Below are 17,604 nucleotides of genomic sequence, written 5' to 3'. Positions count from 1 at the left end.
CTGCTCCGGGACTCCGGTGTGTTGGCTAGTCAACGAGGCTCCTACCGGTCAGGCGCAGGAAGACGTCCTCGAGCGAGGACCGGCGCACCAGGGATGTGATCGGGTGAAGACCGCGGGCTGTGACCTGCTCCAGCGCGGCTTCGCCGTCATGGGTGTAGATGAGGACGCGGTCGGGGAGCGGCTCGAGGCGGTCACCGATGCCCTGAAGATCCGCAGCGACCGTAGTGTTCCGCTCCGATCCGAAGCGCAATTCCAGGACCTCTCGGGTGGAATGTTCCCGGATCAGCTTCGACGGCGAACCCTCGGCCATGATCTGCCCCTTGTCCACGACGACAAGACGGTCACACAGCTGCTCAGCCTCGTCCATGTAGTGGGTGGTCAGGATCAGGGTGACGCCGGATTCCTTCAGGCGGAACAGTCGGTCCCACAGGATATGGCGGGCCTGCGGATCAAGGCCGGTGGTGGGCTCGTCCAGCAGGAGGATCTTCGGCTCGTTGATGAGTGAGCGGGCGATAGTGAGGCGGCGCTTCATCCCGCCCGAAAGGGAATCGACCTTGGACTTCGCCTTGTCCGTCAGTTGAGCGAACTCAAGCAGCTCATCAGCCTTCGGTTTCAGGTAGCTCATGGGCAGGCCGAAGTAGCGCCCGTACACCAGGAGGTTGTCCCTCACGCGAAGCTCTTCGTCGAGGTTGTCCTGCTGCGGCACCACACCGAGGTGCGCGCGTACCTCAGGACCGTGCTGCTCCGGGTCCAGTCCCATAATGGTGAGCTTGCCGGACGTGCGTTGGGACACGCCGCCGATCATCTTCATGGTGGTCGACTTACCCGCACCGTTGGGCCCGAGCAGTCCGAAGGACTCCCCCGCCGGTACGTCGAAGGAGATGTTGTTGACTGCAACGAAGTCGCCGTAGTGCTTGGTCAGCTGATCGGCAGAGATGACGAAGTTGGAACTGGTTTGGTTGGGCACCAGTTCAGACTAGAGGATATTCGCGATTGGCAAAAGCCAATCACACTCTTTTGAGGACGGGCGTTGTCCGCATGTTCCTTCGAACGACGACGGCCGTCACCTTCGCTGGAAGGTGACGGCCATCGTCGTCGGCTGTGTATTAAGCGGTACCGATGCCTGCCTGGCGCTCGGCTGCCTCCACAACGTTTGAAACGAGCATGGCGCGGGTCATCGGGCCAACTCCGCCGGGATTCGGCGACAGCCACCCAGCCACTTCGGCGGCATCGGCAGCAACGTCGCCGGTCAGCTTCGCTTTACCGGTTTCGGCGTTTTCGACCCGAGTCACTCCGACATCGAGGACTATCGCACCCGGCTTCAGCTGGCTGCCCACGATCATGCCGGGCATGCCGGCGGCAGCAACGACGACGTCGGCCTCCGCCAGGAGCCTGGGCAGGTCGATGGTGCCGGTGTGAGCCAGCGTGACCGTCGCGTTGATCGAGCGGCGGGTCAGCAGCAAGCCAAGCGGCCGGCCGACCGTCACTCCGCGACCCACCACGAGGACGTGCTTGCCCTTGAGTTCGATGTCGTGGCGCAACAGGAGTTCGACGATGCCGTGCGGGGTGCAGGGCAGCGGCGACTTGAGCGGTGCGTTAACGTTCAGGACCAGCTTGCCAAGGTTGGTCGGGTGGAGTCCGTCGGCGTCCTTGTCCGGTGACATGCGCTCGAGGATGGCATCCGCGTCAAGGTGCTTCGGCAGCGGCAACTGGACGATGTAGCCGGTGGTGGCGTCGTCGTCGTTCAGTTCGTCGATGACCTTCTCGAGGTCTTCCTGCGTGATGTCGGCGGGCAGGTCGCGGCGGATGGAGTTGATGCCGATCTGCTCGCAGTCGCGGTGCTTGCCCGCGACGTAGGAGTGGCTGCCTGGATCGTTCCCAACCAGTACGGTGCCCAGGCCCGGCGTGATACCCCTCACCTTCAGTGCAGCCACCCGCTCGGCAAGTTCGCTGCGGATGGTTGCTGCCGTTGCCTTGCCATCAAGAATCTGTGCGCTCATTACGCGGCCCCTTTATCCAGAACTTCGAGCAAATATGCTTTCCCACGCTCGCAGCAGCCGGTAAAGCAGCACTCGTCCGTGGGAATCTCATACGCATTGGAGCGGGCGGCTGCCGACTCCAACGCGCCGGGCGGGAGGTCTTCTACCATTCCTCGTGGCCTGGGTAGAGCGGGAAGTCCCCCGCCAGCCGGGATACGCGGCCGCGGAGCGCTTCGACGTCGGCGCCAGGCTTGAGGACTGATGCGATGATCTCTGCGACCTCGGTGAATTCGGTTGCGCCGAATCCGCGCGTTGCCAGTGCCGGGGTACCGATGCGCAGACCCGAAGTGACCATGGGCGGGCGCGGGTCATTCGGCACGGCATTTCGGTTGACGGTGATGCCGACCGAGTGGAGGAGGTCTTCCGCCTGCTGGCCGTCGAGCTCGGAGTTGCGCAGGTCCACGAGTACCAGGTGGACGTCGGTGCCGCCGGTGAGGACGGACACGCCGTGCTCGGTGACGTCGTTGCCCATAAGGCGCTCGGCGATGATACGGGCACCCTCAAGGACACGCTCCTGGCGCTCCTTGAATTCCTCCGTGCCGGCGATCTTGAACGCAGTGGCCTTGGCGGCGATGACGTGCATCAGCGGCCCGCCCTGCTGGCCCGGGAACACGTTGGAGTTGAGCTTCTTTGCCCACTCTTCCTTGGCCAGAATGACGCCTGAACGCGGGCCGGAGAGGGTCTTGTGCACCGTGGAGGTGACGATGTCTGAGTGCGGAACCGGGCTGGGGTGCAAACCTGCCGCGACGAGGCCGGCGAAATGCGCCATGTCGGTCCAGAGCAGCGCGCCCACCTCATCGGCGATCGAGCGGAAGGCAGCGAAATCGAGGTGGCGCGGGTAGGCGGACCAACCGGCAATGATGACGCGGGGCTTCTCTGCGATTGCCTGCTCGCGGACGCGCTCCATGTCGAGGCGGTTGGTGTCATTTTCTACGCCATAGGCAGCAACTTCGTAGAGCTTGCCGGAGAAGTTCAGCTTCATTCCGTGGGTCAGATGACCTCCGTGCGCAAGCGAAAGGCCCATGATCTTCTCGCCGGGCTTGATCATCGCGGCGAGGGCAGCCGCGTTGGCCTGTGCACCGGAGTGCGGCTGGACGTTGGCGTACTCGGCGCCGAAAAGGGCCTTCACACGCTCGATGGCGAGGCTCTCTGCCACGTCGACATGCTCACAGCCGCCGTAATAACGTCGGCCCGGGTAGCCCTCGGCGTACTTGTTTGTCAGGACAGAACCCTGCGCCTGAAGCACCGCGCGCGGTGCGAAGTTCTCGGAAGCGATCATTTCGAGGGTGTCGCGCTGGCGGGCCAGCTCATTGTCGAGTACTGCAGCGATTTCTGGGTCAACCTCGGACAGCGGTGCGTTGGTGACGGATTGGGTCACAGAAGGAGAAGAGAAGGTCACGGGGGGCTCCTGGTATTAGGACGGCTTTCTACAGGTCAGGCTACCCGTTGACCCACCGCCACCGAAAAGTCCGGTGCACATCGAGGCACGGGCAAAACTTGACCTACGTCCCAGGCGTGCGATCCGTGGTCGGCGCTCTCGCGCCGTCGTCGTGCTTCCAAAATTTCCGTTTCGAAGCAGCGACAGCGCGTTGCCGCTTCCTGGTGGTTGCCCACCTAACGCCAGTCGCGACGCACCTATTCTACGTGCCCGCGCGGGCACGTAGACGTGTGTGTCCGACAGTGACATTCCTCCTGGCGTTGCCGCCCCTGCCGCCCGGTACCCTTGGAGCGTGACTTCCGCAGCGCCAACAGGCATACCCGGCAACGCGCCGTCGTCGTTCATTCTCACGCTCTCCTGTGACGACCGGCCGGGAATCGTGCACGCGGTCTCGGGGGCGCTGGTTGCTGCGGACTGCAACATCACCGAGTCCCAGCAGTACGGCAGCCCCGACACCGGGACGTTCTTCATGCGGGTGGCCCTGACGACGCAATCCGCCCGGGAAGCAGTGGAAGCGCACCTGGCTCCTGTGGCGGACGCCTTCGGCATGACGCTGAAGCTGAACGTTGCCGGGCGGCCAGCCCGGACGTTGATCATGGCGTCGAAATCCGCGCATTGCCTCAACGACCTCCTTTTCCAGCAGCGGGCCGGGATGCTGCCGATCGAGGTGCCGGTGATCGTGTCCAACCACACCGAGCTTGCTGATCTGGCCGCCTTCTATGGCGTGCCGTTCCATCATGTGCCGGTAACCGGTGACGGCAAGGATGCCGCGGAGGCCCGGCTGCTTGACCTGGTGGCGGAGCATCGCATCGAACTCGTGGTGCTCGCCCGGTACATGCAGGTGCTCAGCGACTCCCTCTGCTCGCAGCTGGTGGGACGGGCCATCAACATCCACCACTCGTTCCTGCCCTCATTCAGGGGTGCCCGGCCTTACCACCAGGCGCATGCGCGGGGTGTGAAACTGATCGGCGCAACCGCACACTACGTCACGCCGGCCCTGGACGAGGGTCCGATCATCGAGCAGGAGGTGCTACGGGTGGACCACGCGCGGACGGCACCGCAACTCGTGGCAATGGGCGCCGACGCCGAGAGCCGCACCCTTGCGCAGGCCGTGAAGTGGCATGCAGAACACCGGGTGCTGCTGGACGGCACGCGAACAGTCGTATTTAACTGAACTACTGGAGGTAATGAATCGTGAGCGAAGAAGCACCCCTGCGGTACCGCATACTCACGGGCCCGGACGACAAAGCGTTCTGCACCCGGGTGAGCGAGGCGCTGGAGAGCGGCTACCGGCTGCATGGCTCCCCGTCGGTGACCTACAACGGCGACCGTGTGATCGTTGCGCAGGCGGTAGTGCTGGAGGACTGAGCCAGCCCTCCTGACCGATCCGTCTACTGCTAACGCCGATCGATAAGGACAGGTGGGGATACGCTGGCCGCATGGGACACATCATCGAGTTCGCCGGCCACACCCCGTCCATTCATGAATCCGTGTTCGTCGCGCCCACAGCGTCGATTATCGGCAACGCCAGGCTCGGCAAAAACGCCAGCGCCTTCTACGGAGTAGCAGTCCGTGCGGACACCGAGTCCATCACCGTGGGCGAGGGCACCAACCTCCAGGACAACGTGGTGCTGCACGCTGATCCAGGCTTCCCCACGAAGGTGGGCGACCGCGTGAGCATCGGCCACAGCGCTGTGATTCACGGGTGCACGATCGGACACGACTGCCTCATCGGAATGAGCGCCACCATCATGAACGGCGCAAGTATCGGCGAGGGCTCGCTGGTGGCGGCGGGCGCCGTCGTACTCGAAGGGATGGAGGTCCCACGGCGATCCCTCGTGGCCGGCGTTCCGGCCAAGGTTCGCCGCGAACTCAGCGAAGAGGAACTTCAAAGCGTACTGACCAACGCCGCGAACTACCAGAAACTGGCTGAAGCGCATCAGGTGGCAAACTCAACCTAAAGAACCCTTGCTAAAGCTTTCTTTAGCAAGGCATACTGGGTGCCATGAGTAACGACGACGACGACGGCGCCTCCTCCCTTCCCGCGGGCGTCACCTACCGCGGCCCTGCGGACGAGCAGGTCATCAGCGATCCAGTACGGATCCGGGCTCTCGCGCACCCCGTCCGGCTAGAACTCCTCGATGTTCTAGACGACAAAGGCGAGGCGACGGCCACCGAGTGCGCCGCCGCGATCGGTGAGTCAGTTGCGAGCTGTTCCTACCATCTGAGGATGCTCGCCAAGCACGGCTACATCGAACAGGCAGACCGCCCGGGGCGGGAGAAGCCGTGGAAACCCGTATCTCACAGCCGCTCGCAGGTGATCGACCGGAACGCGCCCGGCTCAGTGCACGCAATATCAGCCATGGCCAGCCTCCACGTTCACCGCCAGGCTGACCGCATCCAGTCCTGGCTGCAGCGCGCACCGCAGCTACCCGTGGATGACGTCGATGTTTCCTCGATCATGGGCTCCAGCTTCTACGCCACGCATGAAGAGATCAGGCAGTTTCGCGACGATCTGCTCGAACTCAGCCGGCGCTTCGACGGGCGGTGGCAACATCCGGAACAACGCCCCGAGGGTTCTGTTCCCGTCCAGATATTCGGTGTGCTCAATATCGACCCGGACCGAGGCGGCGCGAAAGCACCGACTACTCCGGACGCTTGATGAGTGCCGACACCCAGACACCCGCAACCGATACCGGCACCAACCGCGAGGTCCTGCGCATCCCCGCTTTCCGCCGGCTCGGACTGGCGTGGATCTTCTCCAACTTCGGCGATTCCGCGCTCTACCTCACCGCCGCCATCTGGGTGAAACAGCTGACCGGAAGCGACGCCGCCGCCGGGCTCGTCTTTGCCGCGCTGGGGCTGCCCGCCCTCCTTGCTCCCCTGACCGGCCAGCTGGCCGACCGGTTCCGCCGCGTCCCGCTGCTGGCAGCGACCAACGTAGCGGCCGCCGTCGTCGTTCTCGCTCTGCTAACGGTGCGCTCAGCGGATCAGCTGTGGGTGATCTACCTCGTGATCTTCGTGTACGCGAATGCGTCCTACGTGACCTCTGCGGCGCAGTCCGGCGTGCTCCGCGATCTCCTCGCGGACCGCATGCTCGCGCCAGCCAACGGAATGCTGAGCAGCATCGACCAGGGACTGCGCATCGTTTCGCCGCTGATCGGGGCGGGCATTCTCGGCCTCTGGGGGATGGAGTGGGTAGTTGCCATGACCTGCCTCTCCTTCCTGGTAGCTGCAGCGATCCTCAGCCGCCTCCGGGTGAAAGAGACGGTACATGTTCGGGAGGCGGAATCGTTCTGGGCGACGAGCACGGCCGGCTTCCGGTTCCTTTTCTCGCACGCATTGCTCCGCCCGGCGTTGCTCACGCTCGTCATCGCGGTTGGCGCAACGGGTGTCCTCAACGTGACCATCTTCGCCACCACGGAGCAGGGCCTGGGCATGCCACCGGAGTTCCTCAGCGTACTGGTCAGCTGCCAGGGCGTGATGTCGGTGATCGGTGGGCTGACCGCCAGCATGGTCATCCGGAAGCTCGGGATCCGCCGGACCGTCGTCGTCGGCATCCTTCTGCTGAGTCTCTCCGTACTGGGCACGGGTGCGCCGGTGCTCGGGGTGGTCCTTGCCTCGACGGTGCTGCTTGGGCTCGGGGTCCCGTGGGCGATCATCGCCTTCGTGACACTGCGGCAACAGGAGACCCCGCCGGCGATGCAGGGCCGCACTTCGGCCGCGACGAACATGATGATCAACGTGCCGCAGGTCGGGGCGTCGGTGCTCGCGGCGGCGCTGCTCGGGCTGGTCGACTACCGGGTGCTGATCGTCGCGATGACGGTTCTGTGCTTCCTCAGCGTGCTGCCCCTGGTTCTGGGTAAGCGACCTGGCGCGTCGTAACGGGTGGACGGCGGGCCGGGCGTTGGGAAGGATGAAGGGATGACATCAGACCTCTTCCCCGTCCCTCCGTGCGCTGAGCCCGGCGCACCCTCTCCGCATGTTGCAACCGGTGAACCGTTGCGGTGGGGTGTGGTTGCGACCGGCGGTATCGCGCAGTCGGTCACTGAGGACCTCGCCCAGCTCGAGGACGCGGTGCTGCACGCAGTGAGTTCACGCAGCGAAGAACGCGCGCGTGCCTTCGCCGAGGCGCACGGCTTCGCAAAGGCCTATTACGACGACGGCGCCCGCGGCTTTGAGTCGCTGGTCCAGGATCCCGACGTCGACGTCGTTTATGTGGCTACCCCGCACGGACAGCACTACGAAGTGTGCAAGGCAGCGCTGAACGCAGGTAAGCACGTGCTCTGCGAGAAGGCATTCACGGTGAATGCCCGCGAGGCACAGGAGCTCATCGTGCTGGCCCGCGAAAAAGGACTGTTCCTGATGGAAGCGGTGTGGTCCCGCTTCCTCCCGAGCCTGAACCGGGCATGGGACATCATCCACTCGGGTGAACTTGGCGAGATCGGGTGGGTGCAGGCGAACCTTGGCTTCCCGCTCCCCTACGACCCCACCCACCGGCTATGGGATCCGCTCGCCGGTGGCGGAGCGCTCCTTGACCTGACCATCTACCCAACCACGTGGGCTTTGGGGGCGTTGGGTTTCCCCACCTCCGTTTCTGCCGAGGGAACACTGAACGACGACGGCGTGGACGCCCAGAATGTCCTTACCCTCAGCTATGCCAGCGGCGCGCAGGCGCAGTTGTCGTCGTCTTTGTTGGCTTCGGGACCAAGCCAGGCCACGGTGGCCGGCAGCAAGGGTTGGCTCCGTACGTCGTCGCCGCTGCATAACCCGGACGAACTTTTCATCCAGGCGCATCAGGGCGAATCCCGCGTCGAGCGGATCGAGAAAATCGGCAAGGGTTACGCGTACGAGCTGCGGGAGGTTACCCGCTGCATCCAGTCCGGCTTGCTCGAAAGCCCGACCATGCCGCTGCAGCACACGCTCGACACCATGCGCATGTTCGACGGCGTTCGGGCGCAGCTCGGCGTTCGCTACGCCAACGACTCTCCCTAGCACCGACCGGCTTCTGGCACGGCTTTGACCGGAGTCCGAAAGGGACTCCGGTCAAAGCCGTTAGCAGCTAGCTGCGTTCCGTGCGCGTGCGGCGCATGACCAGAGTCAGTCCGCCTACGAGAAGCAGTCCGGCCATCAGAGCCAGGATCGAGGAATCGACACCAGTCTGGGCGAGGTTGCTGCGAGGTGCAGCGCGGGTTGCGCCGTCGCCGGAAGCAGTGATGCCTGCGCTGGCAAGGATTACCGTGGTTCCGGTGGTTCCGTTGTTACCAGCGTTCGGGTTGTTGTTGCCCGGGGTCGCAGGACCGCTCGGGGTTCCTGGCGTGCCTGGCGTGCCCGGGGTTCCTGGGTTTCCTGGCGTGCCCGGGGTACCCGGAGTGCCTGGCGTACCCGGGGTACCCGGAGTGCCCGGGGTACCTGGCGTGCCCGGAGTGCCCGGGGTACCTGGCGTGCCCGGAGTGCCTGGCGTGCCCGGAGTGCCCGGGGTACCTGGCGTGCCCGGGGTACCTGGCGTGCCCGGCGTGCCCGGAGTGCCCGGGGTACCTGGCGTGCCTGGATCGGTCGGGCCAGCACCTGAATTGCAGTTGCTGGTCGAGCTGTCACCAATAATCGAGATGGCATTGCAGCCGACGTTGATCGGGATGATCGTGTCCAGGTCGATGCCAATGTCACCGATCAGACCGCCACCACCACTCGTACCACCAGTGGAACCACCCGAGGTGGACCCATCAGCAGAAGTAGTGCAATCACTTGCCGAGCTATCACCAATGACCGAGATGGCATTGCAGCCAACATTGACCGGAACGACAGCATCAACGTCACCAACAATGTTGCCAACCAGGCCACCATCAGAATCGCCACCGCTCGTGCCACCAGTGGACCCACCGGTAGTGGACCCATCAGCAGAAGTAGTGCAATCACTGGCCGAGCTATCACCAATCACCGAAACGGCATTGCAGCCAACATCGACCGGAACAACAGCATCAACATCACCCACGATGTTGCCAACCAGGCCACCATCAGAATCGCCACCGCCCGTACCACCAGTGGACCCACCCGAAGTGGAACCACCAGCAGAAGTAGTGCAATCACTGGCCGAGCTATCACCAATCACCGAAACGGCATTGCAGCCAACATCGACCGGAACAACAGCATCAACATCACCCACGATGTTGCCAACCAGGCCACCATCAGAATCGCCGCCACCGCCCGTACCACCAGTGGAACCACCCGAAGTGGAACCACCAGCAGAAGTAGTGCAATCACTGGCCGAGCTATCACCAATCACCGAAACGGCATTGCAGCCAACATTGACCGGAACAACAGCATCAACATCACCCACGATGTTGCCAACCAGGCCACCATCAGAATCGCCACCGCCCGTACCACCAGTGGAACCACCCGAAGTGGAACCACCAGCAGAAGTAGTGCAATCACTGGCCGAGCTATCACCAATCACCGAAACGGCATTGCAGCCAACATTGACCGGAACAACAGCATCAACATCACCCACGATGTTGCCAACCAGGCCACCATCAGAATCGCCACCGCCCGTACCACCAGTGGAACCACCCGAAGTGGAACCAGCAGCAGACGAATCCGAACCCGTAGTCGACGAATCACCAATCACCGATACCGCGTTCCCACCAACATTCACGGGAACAACAGCATCAACATCACCAACGACATCGCCAACCAGGCCACCGTCATCGGTCCCGTGAGAGCCACCATCAGTGCCACTAGAAGAACCACCTGAGGTGGAACCACCAGCGGATGAATCAGAGCCACTGGTCGAGGAATCACCAATCACCGACACCGCGTTCCCGCCAACATTCACCGGAACAACAGCCTCAACAACGGCAGTCACATCTCCTACCAGGCCACCCTCTCCCGAAGCAACAGCCCCAGTGGAACCACCAGCGGATGAATCAGAGCCACTGGTCGACGAATCACCAATCACCGACACCGCGTTCCCACCAACATTCACCGGAACAACAGCCTCAACAACGGCAGTCACATCTCCAACCAGGGAATTGTCGCCGGTGGCTGGTGCGGTTGTGGTGGCTGGTGCGGTTGTGGTGGCTGCGCTCGACGACGACGTAGAGTCCTCCGAGGAGGCGTCCCCAATCACCGAGACGGCATTACCACCGACGTTGATCGGTGCACTTACGCTGCCGACTACGTCTACATTTCCAAGCAGGTCTGATCCGGAGTCATCGGCGGAAGCCGCTCCGGCTCCGAGGACTAGAATGCCCCCGGCAAGGAGGAATACTTTGATTCCTCGTTGAATGCAATAACGCATGTTTGTCTCCTGAATTGATGTTTGGAGTGACGCGCGAAGCGCCACGGGAAGCCGTCTGCTACCACTAAAAAGGCAGCAAGCGGCTCATCAATCAGGAGTGGAACCGGGATCGTGGCTGGGTCCCTGCGGCAGGTTCGCGGCATAGCTAACCTGCGGGGGGACACTGGAAACGAAGTCGAAGTTGAACAGGCCTGCGGCGTCGGCGGACCCTGCGGACCCGTGCCCGCCAGAGCCGGCTGAAGCGGAGGCACCTGAGGTCGCCGTCGGGGTCCCACTTTCACCTGACGGGCCGCCAGCAATCACCATTGATGGAGCTTCCTGCACGAGATATGAGGCGCTAACTGAGGACGCACCCGGATCTGTCGCGGTGGAATGTGCGGTCCCCTCAAGCAGGGACAGTTGGGTGAGGCTTTGGAGGTTCGAGAGCCCTAGATCAGCAGGGGAAGCTGCAGCAGGGCGGGTCACTGCGCTGCCGCCGTCGACGGCTGTCGGGGCCGGAAGCGTGCTGGCATTTTGTACACCGGGCGTCGTCTGACCGTCCGTGAGGTCAACACCGGGCGTCGTCTGACCGTCGGTGAGGTCAATACCATCAGGTCGGTCGGTGACAGGATCGACAATGGGATCGACGACAGGCTCGACGACCGGACGGACTACATCCACCACTGGGTCAACAATGGGGTCGACGGCGTCTACCACCGGATCCACCACTTCAAGAACCGGATCGAGGACCCTGACGACCGGTGCAACGACCTCTTGAACGACGGGCAACACGGGGGCGACAGCGGAATCCACTATCCCAAGCACAGGCTGAGTGACTGCTGTGGTTGTGTCCGCGGGAAGAGTCTGGTTGACGATCGGTACTTGATTAACAATGGAGTCCACGGCCTCCGTCGCGGGCACTAATGTCTCCGCGACGCTTAGGTTCCCCACGATCACCGGCACCGCACTGACACTGTCTGATACGGCCGGAAGCGGCTGGACCGCTTCCACTTGCTGCGGCGTGACCGCTTCTACGGTGGACGTCAACGGTGACGTAACCCCGGAGACCACCGGCTCGACGGGGGCCGTAACGGACTCGACCACGGAAGTGACGGATCCCAGCAGACCGTTGGTCCCGCCGTCGTCGGCTGTAGCGGCCCCAGCGGAAAGAGCAAGCCAACCAAGAGCCCCTGCACCACCAACCAGGGAAATGCGCAGGGCGGCAGAGGCAGATCGGCGAAGGCGCCTGTTCATCTGTCACCACCACCTACGGGTCAGTTACGTAGATACAAGGAAAGCACGCTCTCTATTCGCTGTAAACCAGAATTTGGGTTGGCACAGGTGAACTATTCCTGAATTAAAGAACGAGACCCCGCCGTTCGCACTCAGTAAGAGCGACGGCGGGGTCTTGAGTTGAGCGTCGAATGCTAACTCAGCGAGGCGAGAACCTCATTGAGTTTTGCCGACGGACGCATCACCGCAACCACCTTGGTGATGTCGGGGCGGTAATAACCGCCGATGTCAACGGGTGACCCCTGGACGGCAAGCAGCTCGGACACGATGGTGTCTTCGTTGGAGGTGAGATCCTTTGCCACCGAAGAGAAAGCCGAGGCGAGCGCGGCGTCTTCGGTCTGCCCGGCCAGCTCCTTCGCCCAGAATTGAGCGAGGAAGAAGTGGCTGCCACGGATGTCGAGCTCACCTGACCTGCGGCTGGGCGACTTGTTCTCAAGAAGGAAAGTGGCAGTTGCCCGGTCCAGTGTGTCCGCGAGGATCTGGGCACGCGCGTTTCCGGTCGAAGTGGCAAGGTGCTCGAAACTCACGGCCAGCGCCAGGAACTCGCCGAGGCTGTCCCAGCGGAGGTGGTTCTCGCGGACCAACTGCTGGACGTGTTTGGGGGCCGAACCTCCGGCACCGGTTTCGAACAGGCCGCCACCGTTGATCAGCGGAACGATCGAAAGCATCTTCGCGCTGGTGCCCAGTTCCAGGATCGGGAACAGGTCAGTCAGGTAGTCGCGCAGTACGTTGCCGGTGACGGAGATGGTGTCCTCGCCCTTACGGATGCGCTCCAGCGTGAACGCTGTCGCCTTCACCGGCGAGAGGATCTCGATCTGCAGACCCTCGGTGTCATGATCCTGCAGGTACTCGTTCACCTTCGCGATCAGGTTGGCATCGTGTGCCCGCTCCTCATCCAGCCAGAACACGGCGGGTGTGGCGGAGGCCCGGGCGCGGGTGACAGCAAGCTTCACCCAGTCGCGGATGGCGATGTCCTTCGTCTGGCATGCGCGCCAGATGTCACCTGGCTCGACGCTGTGCTCGATCAGGACGGCACCGGACCCATCAACAACCTGCACCGCACCGGCGGCCTCGATCTCGAAGGTCTTGTTGTGGCTGCCGTATTCCTCGGCCGCCTGTGCCATAAGGCCCACGTTCGGGACGGTACCCATGGTGGTGGGGTCGAAGGCGCCATTGGCACGGCAGTCATCGAGGACAACCTGGTAGATGCCGGCGTACGAACTGTCCGGAAGAACGGCCAGCGTGTCAGCTTCCTGACCGTCCGGACCCCACATGTGGCCGGAAGTACGGATCATCGCGGGCATCGAAGCATCGACGATGACGTCGCTCGGAACGTGGAGATTGGTGATCCCTTTGTCGGAGTCAACCATCGCCAGCGCAGGGCCGTCGTCGAGCCCCTTGCGGACCGCTGCCTCGACCTCGCCGCGGACATCAGCCGGAAGCTTATCGAGACCGCTGAGGATGGACCCCAGTCCGTTGTTCGGGCTGAGGCCCGCGGCCTCGAGCTGCTCGCCGTAGGAGGCGAAGACCTCGGGAAGGAAAGCGCGCACGATGTGGCCGAAGATGATCGGGTCCGAGACCTTCATCATGGTGGCCTTCAGATGTGCAGAGAACAGGACACCTTCGTTCCTGGCGCGCTCCACCTGTGCCGCAAGGAACTCATCGAGCGCAGCGGCACGCATCACCGTGCCGTCGATCACCTCGTCGGCCAGGACCGGGAAAGCCTTCTTCAGCACGGTCACGGTGCCGTCTGCGTCCACATGCTGGATGGTGAGCGAATCGTCGGACTTCATGACCACGGACCGCTCGTTCGAGCGGAAGTCGCCGTCGTTCATGGTGGCAACGTTGGTCTTGGAGTCAGCTGTCCAGGCACCCATGGAGTGCGGGTTCTTGCGGGCGTAGTTCTTCACCGACAGCGGTGCACGGCGGTCCGAGTTGCCCTCGCGGAGGACGGGGTTCACCGCTGATCCCTTGATCTTGTCGTAGCGCGCGCGGATGTCCTGTTCCTCGTCGCTTGAGGGACTGTCCGGGTAATCCGGCAGCGCATAGCCCTGGCCCTGGAGCTCCGCAACCGCAGCCTTCAGCTGGGGCACCGAGGCGCTGATGTTCGGCAGCTTGATGATGTTGGCTTCCGGCTGGGTGGCCAGTTCGCCCAGCTCCACGAGGGCGTCGCCGATGCGCTGCTCTTCGGTGAGGTAGTCGCCGAACACGGCGATGATGCGGCCGGCAAGTGAGATGTCGCGTATCTCCACCTCCACACCCGCAGTCGAGGCGAACGCCTCGATGATCGGCAGGAACGAGTACGTGGCCAGCATGGGCGCTTCGTCGGTGTGGGTATAGATGATTCTGGCCATTGTTAGGCGTCTCCCTGAGGGTCTTTTGTGCTGAATTTTGATGGTTCTTCAACGTGTCCAACGTACCGGTTTAGTGGAAAAAATGGCGTGCTCCGGTGAAATACATGGTGATGCCAGCAGCCTTCGCTGCGTCGATGACTTCCTGGTCCCGGACCGAACCGCCTGGCTGCACGACGGCGCGGACGCCGGCGTCGAGCAGGATCTGCAGACCGTCAGCGAAGGGGAAGAACGCGTCCGACGCCGCCACGGCACCGCGCGCGCGTTCGTTGCCCTCGCCAGCGAGAGAGTTTGCCCGCTCTACTGCGAGACGGCACGAGTCCAGGCGGTTCACCTGGCCCATTCCAACGCCGACGGCGGCACCATCGCGGGCCAGGAGGATCGCGTTGGACTTCGCTGCCCTGCAGGCGGTCCACGCGAAGGCAAGGTCGGCAAGGGTTGCCGGGTCTGCGGCATCGCCCGCGGCGAGCGTCCAGTTGTCCGGATTGTCGCCGTCGGCATCCACCCTGTCACTGACCTGGAGCAGCACGCCGCCGGAAACCTGGCGGATTTCGGTCGGGTAGCGGCCGTACCCTTCGGGGAGGGCCAGCAGGCGGATGTTCTTCTTCTGCGAAAGGACTTCCACCGCTTCGGGCTCGAACCCTGGCGCGATGACCACCTCCGTAAAGATGTCCTTGACGGCCTGCGCCATGCCTGCGGTAACTGTGCGGTTGGCTGCAATCACGCCCCCGAAAGCTGACACGGGATCGCAGGCGTGGGCCTTGGCGTGTGCGTCGGCCAGCGGGTCTGGAGCATCAGCGGCACCGACGGCGACACCACACGGGTTGGCGTGCTTGATGATCGCGACGGCGGGCTCCGCGAAGTCAAAGGCCGCGCGGAGGGCGGCATCGGCGTCGACGAAGTTGTTATAGCTCATGGCCTTGCCGTGAAGCTGATCTGCCTGGGCAATGCCCACTGGCGCGGCCTTGTCCACATACAGTGCGGCCTGCTGATGCGGATTCTCTCCGTAGCGGAGCACCTCGGAACGCTCCAGCGCCAGGCCCGCGTACGCCGGCCAATCAACGATTCCGTCGCCGTCCTCATCCAGGAACTGGCTCGCCGTCCACGACGCCACGGCATTGTCGTAGGACGCAGTGTGTGCGAACGCCCGCGCCGCCAGCCGCTGGCGGGTCTTCAAATCGAAGCCACCCTCACCGGCGGCCTGAACAACGCTCGCGTAAAAGGTGGGATCCGTGACGATTGCGACGGCGGCGTGGTTCTTCGCGGCCGAGCGAACCATGGCTGGGCCGCCGATGTCGATCTGCTCAACGACGTCGTCCTGTTCCGCACCCGACTTCACGGTCTCGACGAACGGGTACAGGTTGACGACCACCAGGTCGAAAGCCTCTATGTCCATCTCGGAAAGCGTGTCCATGTGTGCTGGTACCCGGCGGTCAGCGAGGATGCCGCCGTGCACCCGGGGGTGAAGCGTCTTGACCCGGCCGTCCAGCATCTCCGGGGAACCAGTGACCTCTTCGACCTCCTGCACGGGGATGCCCGCAGCGGCGATCTTCTTTGCGGTAGATCCGGTGGACACTATCCGGACACCTGCCGAGTGCAGGCCCTGAGCCAGTTCCTCCAACCCGGTTTTGTCATACACCGAAATGAGTGCGCGGCGGATTGGAACACGGTCAAGACTGGTCAAAGTCACGCAAATCTCCATCGGATAGGACTGAGTGATAAGTGCAGTGGGATCCATCCCAGTCTAAAACACGACGACGACGCACCCTCAGCCAGGGAAGATCCGTGACACGGCAGGAACTGTCTGCACCCGGCGGTATGGTGTTCCAGACGTCAGCAGCTAAGGAACCGTATGAGCACACATACTGAACTTCCCACCGGTGACCAGGTGGTCCAGGACCTCCCCTGGCGCTGGCGTGTGCAGGGGCGCATCTTCCTCATCGGCGGCCTTGGTTTCATGTTCGATGCCTGGGACGTCACGCTCAACGGATATCTGATTCCGCTGCTCTCGGAAGATTGGGACCTGACGCCGGGCCAAGCTGCCTGGGTAGGTACGTCCAACCTGATCGGGATGGCCTTCGGTGCCTTCGCATGGGGGTCGATCGCGGACATCATCGGCCGGAAGAAGGCGTTCACCGCCACCCTGCTGATCTTCTCCCTCTTCACCGTCCTCGGCGCTTTCTCCGGCGACCTGGTGTGGTTCTGCGTCTTCCGTTTCTTCGCGGGATTCGGGCTGGGCGGCTGCATTCCAGTTGACTACGCCCTGGTGGGAGAATTCACGCCGCGCAAACACCGCGGGCGCGTACTGACGGCCATGGATGCGTGGTGGCCCATCGGAGCAGCACTGTGCGGTGTTGTGTCTGCGCTGCTCATTGCAGCCTTCGGGGACTGGCGCTACATCATGCTGGTCATGGTGCTTCCCGCCCTCCTGGTGTTCTGGGTTCGCCGGTCAGTTCCGGAGTCCCCGCTCTACCTGGTCCAACGTGGGCGCACTGCGGAGGCAAAGGCGGTCATCGATCAGCTGGTCAGTAGCACCGGAGCAACGGTGAAGCAGTGGCGGCTGCCTGAAAAGGCTGACGATCCGCGCCTAACTCTTGGTGGGCTCACCGGCCAGTTCACGGCGCTGTGGCGCTTCAACTGGCGGGTGACCCTTGCCGCATGGGGATTGTTCCTGAGCATCCTGCTGGTCTACTACGGTGCGCTCACCTGGATGCCGCAGATCCTCATCGCTGCCGGTTACAAGCAATCAGTCGCGTTCCTGACCACCGCGGGCATGACCGGCATCGGATTCCTCGGGGTCGTCGCAGCTGCACTGCTTGTAGAGAGGGTAGGCAGGAAGTGGATCCTTGCGGTATCAGGCCCGCTGTCCGCCGTCGTGCTGGTGGTGTTCGCGCTCAGTGTCGATCTGCCGGGCGTCGCGACGTTCTGGCTGCTCGCATTTGGGTTCTCTATCCAGGTGGCCATTCCGGTTCTGTACACCTATGTGTCGGAGCTGTACCCGACGGAGCTGCGTGGTTCCGGATTCGGCTGGGCCTCTACGGTGTCCCGCGTGGGCGCAGGCCTGGTCCCGCTGATCTTCGGCTCGCTGCTCTGGCCCTACCTGGGCCTGCCCCTGACGTTCGCCGCAACAGGAGTGCTGGTTCTGTTGGCCGTACTCTGGATGGCTTTCCAGGCACCGGAAACGCGCGGCGCCGCCTTGTAGGGAAG

General features: G+C 63.3%; 14 protein-coding genes. 7 read left to right on the top strand and 7 right to left on the bottom strand.

The window, feature by feature from the left end:
• Positions 1–25: 25 nt before the first annotated feature.
• From ACWA1U_RS08765 to glyA, 3 genes are all read right to left on the bottom strand, one after another.
• The gene (locus ACWA1U_RS08765) at positions 26–967 is read right to left on the bottom strand and encodes an ABC transporter ATP-binding protein (protein WP_463721832.1); all 942 of its coding nucleotides are present in this window, start codon (positions 965–967) and stop codon (positions 26–28) included.
• A 139-nt stretch (positions 968–1,106) separates the two neighbouring features.
• Positions 1,107–2,000, bottom strand: a complete 894-nt coding sequence (locus tag ACWA1U_RS08760) for a bifunctional methylenetetrahydrofolate dehydrogenase/methenyltetrahydrofolate cyclohydrolase (RefSeq protein ID WP_463721831.1) — start codon at positions 1,998–2,000, stop codon at positions 1,107–1,109.
• 142 nt (positions 2,001–2,142) lie between these two features.
• Complete coding sequence (glyA, locus tag ACWA1U_RS08755) at positions 2,143–3,438, bottom strand: serine hydroxymethyltransferase (RefSeq protein WP_463721830.1); 1,296 nt, start codon at positions 3,436–3,438, stop codon at positions 2,143–2,145.
• Between the two features lie 331 nt (positions 3,439–3,769).
• Here glyA and purU point away from each other — a divergent pair, with 331 nt between their 5' ends.
• The 6 genes from purU (at position 3,770) to ACWA1U_RS08725 (ending at position 8,472) form a co-directional block, all read left to right on the top strand.
• Positions 3,770–4,651: a formyltetrahydrofolate deformylase gene (gene purU / locus ACWA1U_RS08750; protein ID WP_463721829.1), complete on the top strand. Its 882-nt coding sequence runs from the start codon at positions 3,770–3,772 to the stop codon at positions 4,649–4,651.
• Between the two features lie 20 nt (positions 4,652–4,671).
• On the top strand, positions 4,672–4,845 hold the full coding sequence (locus ACWA1U_RS08745; RefSeq protein WP_463721828.1) for a DUF1737 domain-containing protein: 174 nt from the start codon (positions 4,672–4,674) through the stop codon (positions 4,843–4,845).
• A gap of 71 nt (positions 4,846–4,916) precedes the next feature.
• Positions 4,917–5,438: a gamma carbonic anhydrase family protein gene (locus ACWA1U_RS08740; protein WP_463721827.1), complete on the top strand. Its 522-nt coding sequence runs from the start codon at positions 4,917–4,919 to the stop codon at positions 5,436–5,438.
• 44 nt (positions 5,439–5,482) lie between these two features.
• Positions 5,483–6,139, top strand: a complete 657-nt coding sequence (locus ACWA1U_RS08735; RefSeq protein WP_463721826.1) for a winged helix-turn-helix domain-containing protein — start codon at positions 5,483–5,485, stop codon at positions 6,137–6,139.
• The gene (locus ACWA1U_RS08730; RefSeq protein WP_463721825.1) at positions 6,139–7,362 is read left to right on the top strand and encodes an MFS transporter; all 1,224 of its coding nucleotides are present in this window, start codon (positions 6,139–6,141) and stop codon (positions 7,360–7,362) included. Before ACWA1U_RS08735 ends, ACWA1U_RS08730 begins: the two co-directional genes overlap by 1 nt.
• Positions 7,363–7,401: 39 nt before the next feature.
• On the top strand, positions 7,402–8,472 hold the full coding sequence (locus ACWA1U_RS08725) for a Gfo/Idh/MocA family protein (RefSeq protein ID WP_463721824.1): 1,071 nt from the start codon (positions 7,402–7,404) through the stop codon (positions 8,470–8,472).
• 67 nt (positions 8,473–8,539) lie between these two features.
• On the opposite strand, the gene ACWA1U_RS08720 is transcribed toward ACWA1U_RS08725, so the two are convergent.
• The 4 genes from ACWA1U_RS08720 to purH form a co-directional block, all read right to left on the bottom strand.
• Positions 8,540–10,774 (bottom strand): LPXTG cell wall anchor domain-containing protein, encoded by a 2,235-nt coding sequence (locus tag ACWA1U_RS08720; protein ID WP_463721823.1) that lies wholly within the window; start codon positions 10,772–10,774, stop codon positions 8,540–8,542.
• An 87-nt stretch (positions 10,775–10,861) separates the two neighbouring features.
• A complete protein-coding gene (locus ACWA1U_RS08715; protein WP_463721822.1) occupies positions 10,862–12,007 on the bottom strand; it encodes a hypothetical protein in 1,146 nt (381 codons plus the stop codon).
• Positions 12,008–12,180: 173 nt separating this feature from the next.
• Positions 12,181–14,400 (bottom strand): NADP-dependent isocitrate dehydrogenase, encoded by a 2,220-nt coding sequence (locus tag ACWA1U_RS08710; RefSeq protein ID WP_463721821.1) that lies wholly within the window; start codon positions 14,398–14,400, stop codon positions 12,181–12,183.
• A gap of 70 nt (positions 14,401–14,470) precedes the next feature.
• Positions 14,471–16,087, bottom strand: coding sequence for a bifunctional phosphoribosylaminoimidazolecarboxamide formyltransferase/IMP cyclohydrolase (gene purH, locus ACWA1U_RS08705; RefSeq protein WP_463721820.1), 1,617 nt, complete (start codon positions 16,085–16,087; stop codon positions 14,471–14,473).
• Positions 16,088–16,249: 162 nt separating this feature from the next.
• Here purH and ACWA1U_RS08700 point away from each other — a divergent pair, with 162 nt between their 5' ends.
• Positions 16,250–17,599, top strand: coding sequence for an MFS transporter (locus tag ACWA1U_RS08700; protein WP_463721819.1), 1,350 nt, complete (start codon positions 16,250–16,252; stop codon positions 17,597–17,599).
• The last annotated feature ends 5 nt before the right edge of the window (positions 17,600–17,604 follow it).

It is taken from the genome of Arthrobacter sp. TRD_SC_6 (genome assembly GCF_055361185.1).
This window is presented reverse-complemented; position numbering and strand designations above follow the sequence as displayed.